We start from the raw sequence: 17298 nt of genomic DNA, 5'->3' as shown, positions 1-17298 counted from the left end.
CAAAAAAAATTTATGAGCCAAGATAAAAAAGACACTAAAAAAAATGCGCCTTTTAAATTCAATTCTTATTGGATTTATGTGCCAATTATAATTTTCCTTTTAAGCTTAAGCCTATTTAATTCAGGTAGCTTAGGAACAAAACGAATTTCTAAAAACGAATTCTTTAAAGTTCTAAAAGATAATGAAGTCTCTAAAATTGTTGTAGAAAACAACAGTTTAGCTCAAATTTATCTTAAAGAAGAAGCGCTTAAGAAAGCTGATTATCAAAAGCAAACTGAATCTGTTTTATACAAATCAGAAGCTCCTTTTTTTGAATATAATTTTGGTGATTTACAAAATTTTGAAAATGAAATTGCAAAAATTAAAACTGAAAGCAATTTAGATTTCGACAAAGAAAATATTGAACGCACAAGTATGATTGACACTATAATCGGTTTTTTACCGTTTATACTTTTAATAGGTATTTGGCTATTTTTTATGAGAAGAATGTCTGGTGGAGCTGGCGGTGCTGGTGGTGGCGGACAAATCTTTAACATTGGTAAGTCTAAAGCAAAATTATTTGACAAAGACACTAAAGTAAAAACTACTTTCGAAAATGTTGCCGGTTTAGAAGGAGCAAAAGAAGAAGTTCAAGAAATTGTTGACTTCTTAAAAAATCCAGGAAAATATACCGCTTTAGGTGGTAAAATACCAAAAGGAGCATTATTAGTTGGACCTCCAGGGACAGGAAAAACGTTATTAGCAAAAGCAGTTGCAGGTGAAGCAGATGTACCATTTTTCTCTTTATCAGGTTCAGATTTTGTAGAAATGTTTGTTGGTGTTGGAGCCTCTCGTGTTAGAGACTTATTCAAACAAGCACAACAAAAATCTCCTTCAATTATATTTATTGATGAGATTGATGCAATTGGTCGTGCTCGTGGAAAAAATAGCATGACAGGTGGAAATGACGAAAGAGAAAACACATTAAATCAGTTATTAACTGAAATGGATGGTTTTGGAACTGATACAAATGTAATTGTATTAGCTGCTACAAACAGAGCAGACGTTTTAGATAGCGCATTAATGCGTGCTGGACGTTTTGATCGTCAGATTTATGTTGATTTACCAAACATAAATGAACGTGAAGAAATTTTTAAAGTACATATAAAACCTTTAAAATTAGCCGACGATGTTAATGTAAAGTTTTTAGCACAACAAACTCCTGGTTTTTCGGGTGCAGATATCGCAAACATGTGTAATGAAGCTGCTTTAATTGCTGCTAGAAATAGTAAAAAAGCAATTCATCATCAAGATTTCTTAGATGCTGTTGATAGAATTGTTGGTGGTTTAGAAAAGAAAAATAAAGTAATTACACCAAAAGAAAAGAACGTTATTGCTTTTCACGAAGCTGGTCATGCAACCGTTAGTTGGATGCTAGAACACGCTGCTCCATTAGTTAAAGTAACAATAGTTCCTCGAGGACAATCTTTAGGGGCCGCTTGGTATTTACCTGCAGAAAGAATGATTGTTCAAACAGAACAAATGTTAGATGAAATGTGTGCTACTATGGCAGGTCGTGCAGCAGAAAAAATAATGTTTAATAAAATTTCAACTGGTGCATTAAGCGATTTAGAAAAAGTTACCAAACAAGCTAGAGCAATGGTTACTGTTTATGGATTAAACGATGAAGTTGGAAATGTAACTTATTATGATTCTTCTGGTAATGACGGTTTTGTAAAACCTTACAGTGAAGCAACTGCTAAGAAAATTGACGAAGAAATCTCTAAAATAATTGAAGGTCAATACATTAGAGCAATAGAAATCTTAAGTTTACACAAAGATAAATTAACTATTTTAGCTGATAAACTGCTAGAAAAAGAAGTTATCTTTAAAGACGATTTAGAAAAGATTTTTGGGAAAAGACCTTTTGACAAAGAAGAAACGGAAACTAATAACCAACTTCCTAAAGAGGAAAAAGAGCTATTAGATTAGTACAATTTTGTAATTAATAGTATGAATTTTTTAAAAAAAATATTTAAAACTACCGCTCAAGAGAAAGAGGAAATTAAACAACAACCTGTAAATCTTTCTCTTGACGATAATTTTGTGCATCATTTTATTAACAAAGGCGGTAAGTTTTTATACTGTACTAATAAAGATGAGGTTATTTCTAACTTGAAAAATATTTTATTAGAAAATAATTGGAAAAAATTAATCTGTACAGATATTGATTTACCAAAATTCTTAGCTAAGATTGATGTTAATTTAACAGATTCACTTAAAACAAACGCACCCTTTTTTACAACCTGCGAACACTTAATTGCAGATAAAGGAGATATTTTATTTTCATCCAACCAACTAAGAAGTAAAAAGTTAACAGAACTATCAGATCATTTTATTGTATACGCAACAACTAGTCAATTTGTAAAAAATACTGGTGAAGCATTAACAGGTATTAAAACTAATTTCGGTGGAAATATTCCTACAAACATTAGTGCTGTTAAAAAATATACACTCAAAAAAAATGACGATAATTTTATGAATTACGGCAACAGTAATTCTAAAAACTTATATTTGCTACTCTTTGAAGATTTATAAGAATGAGCAACCTTATTACTCGAGCCACTTCAGGTGTAATTTATATTTTACTTTTTTTAGCAGCAATTCTTTACTCTAAAGAATCGTACGTTATTTTAATTACAATATTTGGATTATTATCTGTTTGGGAATTTTCCAAACTTGTTAAATTAAATAGTATTGTCCCATATTTATTTGTAGGTTTTTTAGGATATGCAGCTTATGCAAAAAATGACAATAAATTAATCTGGATTCTTCTAGCGTTTTGTTTAATTTGTGGTATCAGATTAATAATCTATCTATATTCTAAAAAAAACAGCTATCCTACGCACAATTTTGAAAAACTAGACTTATCTGTAAGGTATATTGCATTTTCATTTTTCTTTTTAATCTTAATTCCATTTACTACAGGCAACTACAATCCATATATAATAATTGGTATCCTAGTACTTATTTGGGTTAATGATAGCTTTGCTTATCTTATTGGAAAAAATTTTGGAAAACATAAACTTTTTGAAAAGGTCTCACCAAGAAAAACTATTGAAGGTTTTATTGGCGGATTAATTTTCTCAAGCTTATCAGCAATTATATTGTCTAAATACATTCCTGTTTTTTCAACATTAAACTGGGTAATTATTGCTTTAATAACTTCAGTATTTGGAACTTTAGGAGATTTAGTAGAGTCTAAATTTAAACGTCAAGCCAAAGTTAAAGATAGCGGAAGTATAATGCCTGGTCATGGAGGAATTTTAGATAGACTTGACAGCTTGTTTTTCTTGGCTCCTTTTGTATATTTATACATTAATTATTTTATATGATTATTCCAGAAAACTTAAACACAGCATTTGAAAATGCTTTCGAGAAGGTTTCTAAAGTTAGATTTGAAATGGCACCAGATATACGCCTACAATTTTATGCATACTATAAACAAGCAACCTCAGGAGATAACTTTGCTCATAATAGAGAATCAAATGTAATAAGTGCTTTTAAATTTAATGCTTGGATGCAGTTAAAAGGAATGCCTGCAAAAGAAGCTAAGAAAGCATATATAGAGTTAGCAAATAATGTTTTAACTAAAAATAAGAACCAATGAAAAAATTAATAATCTTACTAATTGCAGTATCTTTTTCTGTTCAATTTACGGCTTGTAAATCAGAAGAAAAAAAAGAAACAAAAACAGAAAAAACAGCTAAATTTTCTTTAGAAAATGCTGAAAACAATATTGGATGGACAGCCTACAAAACAACTGAAAAGATAGGCGTTAATGGTCAATTCAATAAAATTAACATTACCAATAATGGAGAAGGAAATTCTATAAAAGAAGCTATAAACAATGTAGAATTTTCAATCCCTGTAAGTAGTATTTTTACAAAGGATAAAAGTAGAGATTTTAAAATTCAGAAATTCTTTTTTGGAATCATGGAGAACACCTCATTACTTTCAGGAAAATTATCTTTAACAGATGAAACAAATGGAGTTGCTGAAATTACAATGAATGGTGTTACTGAAAAACTTCCTTTTACATATACAATTTCGGGCAAAACATTTTCAATGACATCAACAATGAATATAGAAGATTGGAAAGCTAATAAAGCTTTAGCTTCATTAAACGAAGCTTGTAAAGCTTTACACTCTGGTGCGGACGGCATATCAAAAACATGGAATGAAGTTGCTATTAATATTACTTCTACATTCTAAAATAGGTTTAAAAAATATATGTACAAAAAAAGGTTTAGATAACTTCTAAACCTTTTTTTGTACATATATTTTAGAATCATTTTTTTTTTGTATTTTTCACTCATTATTTTATTAAATATTTAAATCAACAAAATCATTCCCTAAATGAAGAAAATTACCCCTAATTTTTTAAGGTTAAGCCTTGTCTTAACTTTATTTTTTATCTCTCAAAACAACTTAGCTCAAACTCAACCAGCACCTTCTCAGTATTTTAATACTAGTAAAAAATATATAGAATATATTCCTGGTAATATGCCAGTTATTATTTCTGCCCCACATGGTGGTATGCTACAAGGTGGAGGCGAATCAGGAGTTAGTAGTTCTCTTTACCCAAAAAATGATTCTTCTTTACCAGATAGAACTTGTTCAGGGAGAACTAAAGAGAGAGATGATAATACTGACATTTTAATAAGAGAAATACAACGATTATGTTATGAACAATATGGTTTGTACCCTCATATTATTATTAATAATCTTCATAGAGTAAAATTAGATCCTAATAGAAATGAAAGCGAGGCAACATGTGGAAATGCAACTTCTAAATTATATTTTGATGCTTTTCATAATTTTATTGATATTGCAAGTGCCGATGTTACAGTTAAATATGGTAAAGGACTATATATAGATTTACACGGGCAAAGTTCTGCACCACCTAGAATAGAAGCTGGATACAACTTACCCTCTAATGCATACAATGCTACTGACTTAAACTCGGCTACCAATTTACAAAGAGTTACAATTAAAAACCTTATTGAAGACAACATACAAAACTTAGGTTTTGATGATTTAGTTAGAGGCTCACAAAGTTTAGGTGGCCTTTTACAAACTACAGGTGGTTCAGAATATGCAACTTTAAGGTATGCTGGTTGTAGTAGGACAGAAGGTTATAGAACTGTACCAAGCCATATAAGTAGTGCTGGAAGTTCTTGTAATGACACAAACCCTTCTGGTTTTGGGTATTTTGCTGGTGATTACTATAATAACGTACGTCATGGTTCAGGAGATGAGACACATGATAATGATATTTCTGGCGCAGGAGGCAATCTAAGTGGTGGTGGTGGTACTATTGATGGTATTATGACTGAAGTTAACAGAAGAGTGAGAGATGTGGGGAATTTTTATGAAAGTTATCCATATCCATCTGTTAGAGCTGATGATGGAAGAACAGCAACTATACCATATTTCGCAAGAGATTATGCTACTGTAATTAGAGATTTTATAGATTTACATTATAACGATTTTTCTAATTTTTCTTACGGAAACTCCAGCTATGACACAAGTAGTTCAGATCCGACACCAACAATAACTGGGATTTCTGGAGGAGCATTTTCTTCAACTAGCGGATTAACCATAAATAGTTCTACAGGTTTAATTGATGTTTCAACAAGTACTCCTGGAGATTACACTGTTACCTATTTAGCTCCAAATATTAACGTTTATTATAAAAAAACTTTTGAAATTGAAATAACAAGCTCTTTAGATGACGCGTCTTTTACTTATGCAAAGAATAATTATTGCAAAGGAGAAAGCAATCCAAAAGCTACAATAACTGGAGAAACAGGTGGTACCTTCTCTTCAACAAGTGGTTTAAATTTCAATAACACCTCTAACGGAAGAATTAATTTAAACACATCTACACCTGGAACTTATACAATAACTTACACAACAACTGATCCAGGTCAGAACACATCAACTTTTGATTTAACAATAACCGCTTTAGATGACGCTTCGTTTAGCTATAGCGCAGCAACATATTGTGTGGATGATACAGACCCAACACCAACAATTACAGGTCTTACTGGCGGAAGTTTCTCTTCTACTTCTGGATTAACAATTAACACTTCTTCTGGTGCAATTGATGTGTCAACTTCAACACCAGGAACATATTCTGTAACTTATACAACGAGTGGAACGTGTCCAAATTCAAGTACCGTTTCAGTAACAATAACCGCTTTAGATGACGCTTCGTTTAGTTATAGCGCAGCAGCATATTGTGCTAATGGTTCTGATCCAGCACCAACAATTACAGGTCTTACAGGTGGAAGTTTCTCTTCTACTTCTGGATTAACGATTAATGCTTCGTCTGGTGCAATTGATGTGTCAACTTCAACACCAGGAACCTATTCAGTAACTTATACAACTAGTGGAACTTGTCCGAATTCAAGTGCAGTTTCTGTAACTGTGAACGCTTTAGATGATGCTTCGTTTAGTTATAGTGCAGCAGCGTATTGTGCAGATGATACAGATCCAACTCCAACAATTACTGGTCTTACAGGTGGAAGTTTCTCTTCTACGAGTGGATTAACAATTAATGCAAGTTCTGGTGCAATTGATGTATCAACTTCAACGCCAGGAACGTATTCAGTAACCTATACAACTAGTGGAACGTGTCCAAATTCAAGTGCTGTTTCAGTAACAGTGAACGCTTTAGACGACGCTTCGTTTAGTTATAGCACAGCAGCGTATTGTGTGGATGATACAGATCCAACTCCAACAATTACTGGTCTTACAGGTGGAAGTTTCTCTTCTACTTCTGGATTAACAATTAATGCTTCTTCTGGTGCAATTGATGTATCAACTTCAACGCCAGGAACGTATTCAGTAACTTATACAACTAGTGGAACTTGTCCGAATTCAAGTGCAGTTTCTGTAACTGTGAACGCTTTAGACGATGCTTCGTTTAGTTATAGTGCAGCAGCGTATTGTGCAGATGATACCGATCCAACACCAACAATTACAGGACTTACTGACGGAAGTTTCTCTTCTACTTCTGGATTAACAATTAATGCTTCTTCTGGTGCAATTGATGTATCAACTTCAACGCCAGGAACCTATTCAGTAACCTATACAACGAGCGGAACGTGTCCAAATTCAAGTGCTGTTTCAGTAACAGTGAACGCTTTAGACGACGCTTCGTTTAGTTATAGCACAGCAGCGTATTGTGTGGATGATACAGATCCAACTCCAACAATTACTGGTCTTACAGGTGGAAGTTTCTCTTCTACTTCTGGATTAACAATTAATGCTTCTTCTGGTGCAATTGATGTATCAACTTCAACGCCAGGAACGTATTCAGTAACTTATACAACGAGCGGAACTTGTCCGAATTCAAGTGCAGTTTCTGTAACTGTGAACGCTTTAGACGATGCTTCGTTTAGTTATAGTGCAGCAGCATATTGTGCAGATGATACCGATCCAACACCAACGATTACAGGTCTTTCGGGTGGAAGTTTCTCTTCTACTTCTGGATTAACAATTAATGCTTCTTCTGGTGCAATTGATGTGTCGTCTTCAACACCGGGAACCTATTCAGTAACCTATACAACGAGCGGAACTTGTCCGAATTCAAGTGCAGTTTCTGTAACTGTGAACGCTTTAGACGATGCTTCGTTTAGTTATAGTGCAGCAGCGTATTGTGTGGATGATACAGATCCAACTCCAACAATTACAGGACTTACTGGCGGAAGTTTCTCTTCTACTTCTGGATTAACAATTAACGCTTCTTCTGGTGCAATTGATGTGTCAACTTCAACACCAGGAACATATTCTGTAACTTATACAACGAGCGGAACGTGTCCGAATTCAAGTGCCGTTTCAGTAACTGTGAACACTTTAGATGACGCTTCGTTTAGTTATAGCGCAGCAGCGTATTGTACGGATGATACAGATCCAACTCCAACAATTACTGGTCTTACAGGTGGAAGTTTCTCTTCTACTTCTGGATTAACAATTAACGCTTCTTCTGGTGCAATTGATGTGTCAACTTCAACACCAGGAACGTATTCAGTAACTTATACAACTAGTGGAACTTGTCCGAATTCAAGTGCAGTTTCTGTAACTGTGAACGCTTTAAATGACGCTTCGTTTAGTTATAGTGCAGCAGCGTATTGTGTGGATGATACAGATCCAACTCCAACAATTACTGGTCTTACAGGTGGAAGTTTCTCTTCTACTTCTGGATTAACAATTAACGCTTCTTCTGGTGCAATTGATGTGTCAACTTCAACACCAGGAACATATTCTGTAACTTATACAACGAGCGGAACGTGTCCGAATTCAAGTGCAGTTTCTGTAACTGTGAACGCGTTAGACGACGCTTCCTTTAACTATGGTACTGTAGCTTATTGTGCAGATGATACGGATCCAACACCAACAATTACTGGTCTTACAGGTGGAAATTTCTCTTCTACGAGTGGATTAACAATTAATAGTGAAACAGGTGCAATTGATGTATCAACTTCAACACCAGGAACGTATTCAGTAACTTATACAACGAGCGGAACTTGTCCGAATTCAAGTGCAGTTTCTGTAACTGTGAACGCTTTAGACGATGCTTCGTTTAGTTATAGTGCAGCAGCGTATTGTGTGGATGATACAGATCCAACTCCAACAATTACAGGACTTACTGGCGGAAGTTTCTCTTCTACTTCTGGATTAACAATTAACGCTTCTTCTGGTGCAATTGATGTGTCGTCTTCAACACCGGGAACCTATTCAGTAACCTATACAACGAGCGGAACTTGTCCGAATTCAAGTGCAGTTTCAGTAACTGTGAACACTTTAGATGATGCTTCATTTAGTTATAGCGCAGCAACATATTGTGTGGATGATACAGACCCAACACCAACAATTACAGGTCTTACTGGCGGAAGTTTCTCTTCTACTTCTGGATTAACAATTAACGCTTCTTCTGGTGCAATTGATGTGTCAACTTCAACACCAGGAACATATTCTGTAACTTATACAACGAGCGGAACGTGTCCGAATTCAAGTGCCGTTTCAGTAACTGTGAACGCTTTAGACGATGCTTCATTTAGTTATAGCACAGCAGCGTATTGTGTGGATGATACAGATCCAACTCCAACAATTACTGGTCTTACAGGCGGAAGTTTCTCTTCTACTTCTGGATTAACAATTAACGCTTCTTCTGGTGCAATTGATGTATCAACTTCAACGCCAGGAACGTATTCAGTAACTTATACAACGAGCGGAACTTGTCCGAATTCAAGTGCAGTTTCTGTAACTGTGAACGCTTTAGACGATGCTTCATTTAGTTATAGCACAGCAGCGTATTGTGTGGATGATACAGATCCAACTCCAACAATTACTGGTCTTACAGGCGGAAGTTTCTCTTCTACTTCTGGATTAACAATTAACGCTTCTTCTGGTGCAATTGATGTGTCGTCTTCAACACCGGGAACCTATTCAGTAACCTATACAACGAGCGGAACTTGTCCGAATTCAAGTGCAGTTTCTATAACTGTGAACGCGTTAGACGACGCTTCCTTTAACTATGGTACTGTAGCTTATTGTGCAGATGATACGGATCCAACACCAACAATTACTGGTCTTACAGGTGGAAATTTCTCTTCTACTTCTGGATTAACAATTAACGCTTCTTCTGGTGCAATTGATGTGTCAACTTCAACACCAGGAACATATTCTGTAACTTATACAACGAGCGGAACGTGTCCGAATTCAAGTGCCGTTTCAGTAACTGTGAACGCTTTAGACGATGCTTCGTTTAGTTATAGTGCAGCAGCATATTGTGCTAATGGTTCTGATCCAGCACCAACAATTACAGGTCTTTCGGGTGGAAGTTTCTCTTCTACGAGTGGATTAACAATTAATGCTTCGTCTGGTGCAATTGATGTATCAACTTCAACACCAGGAACATATTCTGTAACCTATACAACTAGTGGAACGTGTCCAAATTCAAGTACCGTTTCAGTAACTGTGAACGCTTTAGACGATGCTTCGTTTAGTTATAGTGCAGCAGCATATTGTGCAGATGATACAGACCCAACACCAACAATTACAGGTCTTACTGGCGGAAGTTTCTCTTCTACTTCTGGATTAACAATTAACGCTTCTTCTGGTGCAATTGATGTGTCAACTTCAACACCAGGAACCTATTCAGTAACTTATACAACTAGTGGAACTTGTCCGAATTCAAGTGCAGTTTCTGTAACTGTGAACGCTTTAGATGATGCTTCGTTTAGTTATAGTGCAGCAAGTTATGATGTAAATGATTCTGACCCTACTCCAACTTTTTCTGGTTTAACTGGCGGAACATTTACTTCTACATCAGGAATAGTTTTGAGTTCTAGTGATGGGACAATTGATTTATCAGCTTCTGATCCTGGAAACTATGTTATTACTTATACAGTTACAGGAAGTTGTAACACAGTTATGGAAACACAAGATGTAGAAATTACAGGAACTGTTTTAGGTATAGATGATGAAGTATTAGCAACTACATTTACAATTTACCCGAATCCAACTATAAATATTGTTAAAATAAAAAGCAATAAAACAATTACAAAAGTAATTGTGCATGACATGCTTGGACGTAAAGTAAAAACTGTAAAATTAGACGCAAATAAGCAGGTTGATTTATCTGATTTAGATAGAGCAACGTATTTACTAACATTCTTTAACGAAGGTAAAATGCTAGGCAGTAAACCTGTTATAAAGAAATAAGTTATAACTTAATTGAAAAAACAAAAGCCTGTGTTTAAATGCACAGGCTTTTGCTTTGCGTTAAGGATTGAGCCTTTCGACTTCGCTCAAGATAAACTATTTGTTTGAGCTCTTTTTTGAAGTATGAAAAAAAGCGAGTAGTGAAACCTCACTTTAGTCCTATATGCATTCAGGATAAAGTAACCCCCAAATAAAACTACCCTAAAATCTTATTTATTAATTCTTGTTTGGCTTTTTCATCATCGCCAAACAACCATTGTAAAACATTGTCTTCCCAAATTTGACCTTTTTCAGTTTCTGTAATAATATTTTGTTCAATAGCTAAATCTAAAATTTTTCCTGGATACGAAGATTGTCTATCACTTTCCATTTCACCTAAAGGATACGGATCATCTAAGCCCATTAAAACCTGACTTGTTCCTTGCCTTTTAAACATTAATTTTAACGAATCGGTATCGTGAACCAACGTGTCAAAAAAAATATTTTTATGCCCAACTGCTTTTCTAGGATGCGTTTTTCCTTCAAACAAATCTGGTCTTCCATCAAAACCTTGAATACGTCTTCCTAAATTCATTTGTGCCAATTGACCTCCGTGTGCAAAACAAGTTCTAATGTTAGGAAAGCGTTCTTGCATTCCGTTTAAAGTATAAAAATGATACGCATCACCACATTGTGCCAACATCCAAATTAGATGAAAACGCCAATTGGTATTTTCTAATTTTATCATTTTATCTCCATCATACGGATGAATTTCAATTGCCAATTTGTATTTGTCTGCTAATTCAAAAATTCGATCATTTTCTTCGTCAAAAACACAACGCCATTGCCCAATTGAATCCATAAAATGCGTTGGTAAGCACAAAACTTTTAATCCCAGTTCTTCCACACAACGTTTCATTTCATCTAATGCTCCGTATATAAAACCTGGATGCACCACAAAACCACAGGTAAACTTACTTGGATGATCATGCTGAACTTTAGCGTTAAAATCGTTTTGAAAACGCAATGCTTTTTTCATTTCCTCTAAACGTAATCCGTTTCCGTATAACTGAGAAAGATTTAAAACCACAGCGTGATCTAGCTTGTTTTTTTCCATCCACAATAATTTCTCATCTAAGAAAAAACTTGAATCGGTTACGGGACGTCTCCATCCTTTTTGTAACATATGTTTACGTTCATCATCTACCCAAAAAATTTCCTTTTCCTTCATAAAATCAGGAATTTGTTCTGGATAAGGCAATAAATGTGAATGTCCGTTTATGCGTAGTTTACGTTTCATTTATTTAATTTTCTTTGGTGATTCCATTACAGTTCCACAATTAGAACAGGTACATTTCTTTTTGTCAGAATAATATGTATCAAAAATAATAGGCATATCTGTTTCTATATTATCCAATGCAAATTCTTCTCTGTATAAAGGATTTCCACAGTTTTCGCAATACCATTCTAAAGCATCTAACATTCCTTCTGAACGTGGATATTCGATAACCAAACCAACGGTGTTTTCTTTTCGTTGTGGAGAATGCGGTACTTTTGCTGGCAGTAAATAAATATCGCCTTCGTTGATTTCCACATCAATCATTTCTCCTTTATCGTCTATGATTTTTAAAATCATATCGCCTTCTACTTGATAGAAAAACTCAGGAGTTTCATTATAATGATAATCTTTTCTGCTATTTGGTCCACCTACAACCATAACAATATACTCGCCATTATCCCAAACTTGTTTGTTACCTACTGGTGGTTTTAATAAATGACGATGTTCATCAATCCACTTTTTAAAATTTAAAGGTTGTACTAAATTCATGATATAGATTTTTAGATTATTGGTTCTTTAGATTGTTAAACTTTAAAATTACTCTTTTTTTATTACTTCATTTCGCAAACAAGTTTAGCCCTGATTGAGCGGCTTGTTTGAGCTCGTTGAGGAACGAAACAGCGAGTAGCGAAAGCAGGAAATAGCTTCTTATAACCATTTTGGCGTTACCTAAAGGTCGGGCTTTTCACTATATCTTTTTATTTGTTCTCGATACAAATTTGTTCATGCTTCACAAATTCACTCGAACTGACATAAAAAGGATGCCGTTTCAATCCCTAACGCGGGTTACGTTATAAATTTACAAAGATTTTGTTCTTCCGCCATCTACAGGAAGGTTAATTCCGTTGATGTAACTTGCCTGTTCGCTTGCCAAAAAGGTAACAGCCGCAGCAGTTTCCTCTGGTTTTGCAAACCGTGCCGCAGGAACATAACTTTTTAAAAGTTGCTCCATTTGCGCTTCAGTTGTATTAGCTTTCTCTGATTTTATCTTGATAATTTGGTCTAAACGCGCCGTGTTTGTGAATCCTGGCAATACATTATTTACCGTGATATGAAATCCGCCAAGTTCTGTTGCTAAGGTTTTTGCCCAATTTCCAACCGCATTTCTAATAGTGTTTGAAACGCCTAAACCCGGAATTGGCTCTTTTACCGACGTGGAAATTACGTTGATAATTCGACCAAATTTCTCTGATTTCATAAATGGAACAACCGCTTGCGTTAAAATTTGATTGCAAACAATATGCATTTGAAATGCGTTTATTAAATCGGTTGGAGTTGCTGTTAGTAACTCTCCTCCTTTTGGTCCGCCAGTATTATTTATTAGAATATGAAACTTTAAATCAGTTGTTTCTATGGCTTTTTTTAATTCTTCTGGTTTAGAAAAATCGGCAACTAAATAACCATGACATTGTTCTCGGCTGCGCTCGAACTGACAGTTTTCTCTTATTTCTGCCAAAACTTCTTTAAGTTTCTCTTCGTTTCTCGCTACCAAAGTAACGTTTGCTCCTTCGTTTGCTAAAGCGATTGCTGTTGCTTTTCCGATTCCTTGTGTGCTTCCGCAAACTAAGGCGTTTTTGTTTTGTAATTCTAAATTCATATTTTTATTTCTATGTCTGGTCGAGCGCAGTCGAGACCTATTTAATTATCTGGTTTATATTTATGATGTGTTGCATTTCTGCATTCTGATAAAATTTCTAACATATCAAAATCTTCATTTGCTAAAGCTAACTTTTTCTTTGCACTCCATTTTTTTATTTTCTTTTCAAAATAAATCGCTTGTTCTATATCGTTAAATACCTGATAAAAGATTAATTCAAGAGGTCTTCTTTTAAAAGTAAAACAACTTTTATTTAAACCTTTCTGATGTTCTTCAAATCTTCTTTCAATATTATTGGTTACTCCAACATAGAGTAAATCATCTGAACATTTTATTATATAAACAAAATAGGATTTCATATTAACCTCTCGACTGCGCTCGAGGAGACACGTTTATTTATTCTCTAATATCATTTGCTTAATCTTCACTGCTTTTTCAAAGTGATCTAATTTGTGAGTTTCTATCCACCAAGTTGCTGCTTCCATTAACAACTTCGGGTTGTCATTTTTATTTTTGAAAAATGCATAAAAAGACAAACCTACATTTGTTCCTTTTTTGGCAATTTTATCATCGCAAACTTGAATGATTTTTTCTTTTAATTCTTTATTCATTTCTATCCCTAACCCTTTCCTAGGGAAAGGGAATTTGTTTTGTATTAGTAATTTTATTTTAATAAGCTAATAAATCTTTTTTTAAAAACCTCAACAGTTTCCCTCCTTCGGAGGGATTAAGGGAGGAATTTTATACAAATATTTTTAGGTTCAGTAAAGAAACGTAAGGCTTCAAAACCTCCTTCTCTACCAACTCCGCTTTCTTTTTGCCCACCAAAAGGAGTTCTTAAATCCCTCATTAGCCATGTATTAACCCAAACAATTCCGCTATGTAATTGTTTGGAAAATTGCATGGTTCTATTTAAATTACTTGTCCATAAAGTAGCTGATAATCCGTATTTTACATCATTTGCTAATTGTAAAGCTTCTCCATCTGTTTTAAATGACATTATAGTTACAACAGGTCCAAAAATTTCTTCTTGATTCAATCTACATTTATTACTCACAACTTCAATAATTGTTGGTTGTAAATAATAGCCCTTTTCACTTCCAGCAACCTCAACTTTCTTTCCTCCAAAAAGTATTTTTCCGCCTTCATTTTCTGCTATATCAATATACGATTTCACTTTTTCTAAATGTTGTTTAGAAACCAAAGCGCCAATATTTGTACTTTCTTCTGATGGATTTCCGACTTTCAATTCTGAAACTTTCTGAACAAAGTCTATCTTGAATTGCTCGTATATTTTCTCTTCCACAAAAATTCTACTTCCGCATAAACAAATCTGACCTTGATTTGCAAACGAAGAGCGAACTGTGGTTTCTAACATCTTATCATAATCGCAATCTGCAAAAATGATATTCGGGTTTTTTCCGCCTAATTCTAAGGATAATTTCTTAAACATTGGTGCTGCAATTCTTGCTATATGTGCGCCGGTTGCTGTTCCGCCAGTAAATGAAATCGCTTTTATATTTGGGTGCTCTACAATTGCTTGTCCTGTTGAAGTTCCTAATCCGTGAACGATGTTTAAAACTCCTTTTGGAAGACCTGCTTCGTTACAAATTTCGCCTAATAAATAAGCTGTCATTGGCGTAACTTCACTCGGTTTTGCGACAACGCAATTTCCTGCGGCAATTGCTGGAGCAATTTTCCAAGTGAATAAGTATAAAGGTAAATTCCACGGAGAAATACAACCGACAACTCCTATTGGTTGTCTTAATGTAAAATTAACTGCATTTAAACCAACACTTTCATGCGCTTCCGAAGAAAACTGGGTAATTGCATTTGCAAAAAACTGAAAGTTGGACGACGCTCTTGGAATATCTATCGCTTTGGCTAAACTTAAAGGTTTTCCGTTGTCTTTAGATTCTGCTGCTGCAAGTTTGTCTAAATTCTGGTGGATTAAATCGGCAATTTTAGACAATATTTTACTTCTTATTGCTAATGTTGTGTTAGACCAACTTGGAAATGCTTTTTCTGCTGCTTCAACAGCTTTTTCTACATCTTCTTTTGTAGAATCTGGTATTTGCCCATACACTTCACCAATTGCTGGATTATAGTTATCAATATAATTATCCGAAATTGGATTTACAAATTCTCCGTTTATGTAGTTTTTAATTCCTGCGCAGGCAGGAATCTTATCTTTTTTCATGCCTAAATTTATTAGTGTTAAAATTCCAGTTCATACTTAAATCCATCCAACTAGGGTTCATATCTTCAATTAACTTAGTTTTCCAATTTCTCTTCCATTTTTTCATTTGTCTTTCTCTTTCATTCGCTTGTACTGCTTTCAATATTTCTTCAAAATACACCAATTTATTACAATTATACCTTGCTGTAAATGAATTAGGGTATAGTTTAAGTTTATGTTCTTTAACTCTTTCTTCTATATTATCTGTAACTCCAATATAAATAACACCTTTAGGTTTGTTTGCCATAATATAGACATACCAAACGCTCATTAACTTTTATTTTGAGATTCCTGCCTACGCAGGAATGCCGTAACTTTAATTTCCACTACCAAATCTGGATGTGGTAATTGATGTACAGCAACGGTTGTTCTTGTTGGTCCTGTTTCTTTGTCAAAAAATTCTGCGTAGGCTTTATTATATCCTGCAAAGTCGTTCATGTTTACTAAAAATGAAGAAACATCAACTACATCTTTTAAACTTGCTCCAACAGTTTGTAGCGTTTTATCGATGTTTTTTAAAACTTCTCTTGTTTGGGTTTCCGAATTTAATCTTTTTGTTCCCATTTCGTCAATAACATCAACTCCTGCAATGGTGTTATCTGATCGTCTTGAACTTGTTCCTGAAACAAAAATAAAATCGCCCACAACTTTTACATGTGGATATGCGCCTCTTGGTGTTACTTTTTTTTCTGACATATTATTTTGTTAATTCTAACAGTTTTAATGTAGTTCTTAAATTTCTTGTTGTTGCAATTACATTGAGTTTCTTCTCAATACTATTATTAGTCAATTTTGTTTTACCAAAACCTGATGGACAATTTAAATACACAACATCATTATCAATTTTGTATCTGTCTTCTCCTATATTTTTAATCTCAATAGTTGTTGCTTCTGGCACTTTATTTAAAAACGAAAAAGCAACTATTTTTTCATTTTCTGTTGAAAAAGGGTAATTAGCAACTGCTTTTCCCCATTCCAAAATTGTTCTTGTAATTACAGGAACATCATATCCAAATTTAGTGAAAATTCCGTCTTTTATTATTTTACAAATTTCTGATTTCGTTTTTTCTGATTCTAAAATGATATTTCCACTTTGGATATAGGTTTGAATATTTTGAAACTGTAAATCGTTTAATAACTCACGTAGTTCTGCCATTGGAAGTTTGTTTTTTCCTGACACATTTATTCCGCGTAATAAAACGATGTATTTCTTCATTTATTTATTGTTTGTCATTCCGCACTTGATGTGGAATCTAAACTATCTTTTTTATGGATTCCCGCTTTCGCGAGAATGACAAATTAATTTAATATTCTATTAGCCTCGATATGTAACTATCTTCTATAAAGAGGTCTAGCCCTGATTGAAAC

General features: G+C 34.2%; 15 protein-coding genes. 6 read left to right on the top strand and 9 right to left on the bottom strand.

Annotated features, from left to right (window positions below; translation table 11 throughout):
- The first annotated feature begins 12 nt into the window (after positions 1-12).
- The 6 genes from ftsH to LPB136_RS00605 all read left to right on the top strand — a co-directional run bounded on the left by ftsH (position 13) and on the right by LPB136_RS00605 (position 10776).
- Positions 13-1971: an ATP-dependent zinc metalloprotease FtsH gene (ftsH, locus tag LPB136_RS00630; RefSeq protein ID WP_072554287.1), complete on the top strand. Its 1959-nt coding sequence runs from the start codon at positions 13-15 to the stop codon at positions 1969-1971.
- Positions 1972-1992: 21 nt separating this feature from the next.
- Entirely contained in the window at positions 1993-2577 is a 585-nt protein-coding gene (locus LPB136_RS00625; protein ID WP_072554286.1) for a hypothetical protein, read from the top strand.
- A 2-nt stretch (positions 2578-2579) separates the two neighbouring features.
- Entirely contained in the window at positions 2580-3374 is a 795-nt protein-coding gene (locus LPB136_RS00620; protein ID WP_072554285.1) for a phosphatidate cytidylyltransferase, read from the top strand.
- On the top strand, positions 3371-3649 hold the full coding sequence (locus LPB136_RS00615; RefSeq protein WP_072554284.1) for an acyl-CoA-binding protein: 279 nt from the start codon (positions 3371-3373) through the stop codon (positions 3647-3649). Before LPB136_RS00620 ends, LPB136_RS00615 begins: the two co-directional genes overlap by 4 nt.
- Entirely contained in the window at positions 3646-4254 is a 609-nt protein-coding gene (locus LPB136_RS00610; protein ID WP_072554283.1) for a YceI family protein, read from the top strand. The genes LPB136_RS00615 and LPB136_RS00610 overlap by 4 nt, the downstream gene beginning before the upstream one ends.
- A gap of 144 nt (positions 4255-4398) precedes the next feature.
- A complete protein-coding gene (locus LPB136_RS00605) occupies positions 4399-10776 on the top strand; it encodes a T9SS type A sorting domain-containing protein (RefSeq protein WP_072554282.1) in 6378 nt (2125 codons plus the stop codon).
- Between the two features lie 196 nt (positions 10777-10972).
- Here the strand turns inward: LPB136_RS00605 and LPB136_RS00600 are convergent, their stop codons facing one another.
- The 9 genes from LPB136_RS00600 to LPB136_RS00560 all read right to left on the bottom strand — a co-directional run bounded on the left by LPB136_RS00600 (position 10973) and on the right by LPB136_RS00560 (position 17146).
- Positions 10973-12055, bottom strand: a complete 1083-nt coding sequence (locus LPB136_RS00600) for an amidohydrolase family protein (RefSeq protein WP_072554281.1) — start codon at positions 12053-12055, stop codon at positions 10973-10975.
- Positions 12056-12586, bottom strand: coding sequence for a 3-hydroxyanthranilate 3,4-dioxygenase (locus LPB136_RS00595; RefSeq protein ID WP_072554280.1), 531 nt, complete (start codon positions 12584-12586; stop codon positions 12056-12058).
- 307 nt (positions 12587-12893) lie between these two features.
- Complete coding sequence (locus LPB136_RS00590; protein WP_072554279.1) at positions 12894-13691, bottom strand: SDR family oxidoreductase; 798 nt, start codon at positions 13689-13691, stop codon at positions 12894-12896.
- A 41-nt stretch (positions 13692-13732) separates the two neighbouring features.
- Entirely contained in the window at positions 13733-14050 is a 318-nt protein-coding gene (locus tag LPB136_RS00585) for a GIY-YIG nuclease family protein (protein WP_072554278.1), read from the bottom strand.
- Positions 14051-14083: 33 nt separating this feature from the next.
- Complete coding sequence (locus LPB136_RS00580; protein ID WP_072554277.1) at positions 14084-14302, bottom strand: DUF6500 family protein; 219 nt, start codon at positions 14300-14302, stop codon at positions 14084-14086.
- Positions 14303-14418: 116 nt separating this feature from the next.
- The gene (locus tag LPB136_RS00575) at positions 14419-15891 is read right to left on the bottom strand and encodes an aldehyde dehydrogenase (protein ID WP_072554276.1); all 1473 of its coding nucleotides are present in this window, start codon (positions 15889-15891) and stop codon (positions 14419-14421) included.
- Entirely contained in the window at positions 15878-16201 is a 324-nt protein-coding gene (locus tag LPB136_RS00570; RefSeq protein WP_072554275.1) for a GIY-YIG nuclease family protein, read from the bottom strand. Before LPB136_RS00570 ends, LPB136_RS00575 begins: the two co-directional genes overlap by 14 nt.
- The gene (locus tag LPB136_RS00565; RefSeq protein ID WP_072554274.1) at positions 16201-16626 is read right to left on the bottom strand and encodes a RidA family protein; all 426 of its coding nucleotides are present in this window, start codon (positions 16624-16626) and stop codon (positions 16201-16203) included. The genes LPB136_RS00570 and LPB136_RS00565 overlap by 1 nt, the downstream gene beginning before the upstream one ends.
- Before the next feature lies 1 nt (position 16627).
- On the bottom strand, positions 16628-17146 hold the full coding sequence (locus tag LPB136_RS00560; RefSeq protein ID WP_072554273.1) for a DUF1697 domain-containing protein: 519 nt from the start codon (positions 17144-17146) through the stop codon (positions 16628-16630).
- Positions 17147-17298: the final 152 nt, after the last annotated feature.

The sequence above is a fragment of the Tenacibaculum todarodis genome (genome assembly GCF_001889045.1).
Taxonomy (GTDB): domain Bacteria; phylum Bacteroidota; class Bacteroidia; order Flavobacteriales; family Flavobacteriaceae; genus Polaribacter; species Polaribacter todarodis.
The sequence above is the reverse complement of the archived record's forward strand: the minus strand, read 5'-3'. Positions and strand labels throughout refer to the sequence as shown.